Below are 2,101 nucleotides of genomic sequence, written 5' to 3'. Positions count from 1 at the left end.
CATAAATAGTTCCCTATTCTTCTGAGCCTTCTTTTACAACCTTTTCTATGCGGATTTTAGCATTTTTATCGGTTTCATTTAATGACTCTATCTGCGCATTTACTTCTTCCTCGCTACCTTCAAAAATAAGCTCACGGGTATCATCAGTACCGTTTTCCAAAGTAGTTATCGTAACAATTGCTTTTACAAGACCATCATCATCCTTTTGCATATCAACATGTACTTCCTTTTTGACCTCTGTAATTGCTTTTTGTTCGGCATAAGCTGTTAAAGTATCTGAGGAGATTGCAATACTCGGTGCTATCACCAAAGCTACAACAGACATAAGTTTTAAAAGGATGTTCAATGAAGGTCCTGATGTATCCTTAAAAGGATCTCCAACAGTATCTCCTACTACAGCTGCTTTATGAGCATCTGTGCCTTTACCGCCATCGGCTTCAATCATTTTTTTTGCATTATCCCATGCACCACCGGCATTAGATTGAAATATGGCCATAAGTACACCACAAGTAGTTACACCTGCTAAAAGGCCTCCTAGCATTTCTGCACCGCCGATAAACCCAACTGCCACAGGCACTGCTATAGCCAATAATCCCGGAAATACCATTTCCTTAATAGAAGCTTTTGTTGATATGTCAACACACTTATCATATTCGGCATACCCATCTGCAGCATCAAATATTTTTCTATCCTCAGCAGTTGCCTTAGACATATCTGAGTCATACTTTCGCATTACTTTCAATGCGGCATGTAATTGTGGTATATCTCTAAATTGTCTGCGAACTTCTTCTATCATTGCCATTGCGGCCCGACCTACTGCATTCATTGATAAAGCGGAGAACACAAAAGGAAGCATCCCCCCCACTAATAAACCGGCCATAATATCAGGTCTGGAAACGTCTATTGCAGTAACATTGGCCACTTTCATAAAAGCTGCAAATAATGCCAATGCTGTTAATGCTGCAGAGGCAATTGCAAAACCCTTCCCAATAGCTGCTGTCGTATTCCCTACTTCATCTAATTTATCTGTACGCTCCCGAACTTCCTTTGGCAATTCGGCCATTTCGGCAATACCGCCAGCATTGTCAGAAATAGGACCATAAGCATCAACCGCCAGCTGAATACCCGTGTTTGCGAGCATTCCAACCGCTGCAATTGCAATTCCATATAAACCTGCAAAATGATGTGAAATTAAAATAGCTGCAGCTATTAACAAGATTGGGACTGCTGTAGACATCATGCCAACACCCAGACCCGCAATAATGTTAGTAGCGGCTCCTGTATCGGATTGCCTTACTATAGATTTAACCGGTTTTGTTCCTGTACCTGTATAATACTCTGTTATTTTACCAACACCAAAACCTGCAATTAAACCGGCAAGGGTTGCAAAGAAAACACCTAATGCTCCAGAGGGCAATCCTTCAATACTTTCAGGCAACATACCTGTTATTATAAAATAGGAAGCGATTATCATTAATCCTCCAGACCCGAATTCGCCTAAGTTTAATGCTTTATGCGGGCTTCCGCCATCTTTTACCTTAACAAAAAACGTACCTATAATAGACATTACAATACCAACTGCAGCCAATACCAATGGTAAATACACTGCTCCTAATCCTCCAAATTCAGGAGTGAAAATAAAAGCTCCCAGAACCATAGTACCAATTATAGAACCAACGAACGATTCAAATAAATCGGCCCCCATACCTGCAACATCCCCAACATTATCACCAACGTTATCTGCAATGGTTGCCGGGTTTAAAGGATGATCTTCCGGAATACCGGCTTCAACTTTACCAACCAAATCCGCTCCAACATCCGCCGCCTTGGTATAAATACCCCCGCCAACACGAGCAAATAATGCAATAGATGATGCTCCCAGGGAGAATCCGGAAAGTACATTTAGTACCATCGGAATATTTTCAGCTCCCGGCCAAATCATCTGGTAAATCATAAACAACCCACTCAATCCAAGAACACCAAGACCTACAACACCTAATCCCATTACAGAACCACCTGCAAAAGCTACTTCCAGGGCTTTCCCAAGGGAAGTTCTGGCTGCTTGTGTAGTCCTAACATTAGCCTTGGTTGCTACCCGCCT

General features: G+C 41.9%; 1 protein-coding gene. It reads right to left on the bottom strand.

Annotation, left to right across the window (positions count from 1 at the left end; genetic code table 11):
• Positions 1–13 precede the first annotated feature (13 nt).
• On the bottom strand, positions 14–2,101 hold a 2,088-nt coding region (locus WBN20_RS01855), incomplete at its 5' end, for a V-type H(+)-translocating pyrophosphatase (protein WP_424280501.1).

This window comes from Eudoraea sp., assembly GCF_049665975.1.
In the GTDB taxonomy this organism is placed as follows: domain Bacteria; phylum Bacteroidota; class Bacteroidia; order Flavobacteriales; family Flavobacteriaceae; genus Eudoraea.
Note: the sequence above shows the minus strand (reverse complement) of the source record. Positions and strands in the feature narration are given on the sequence as shown.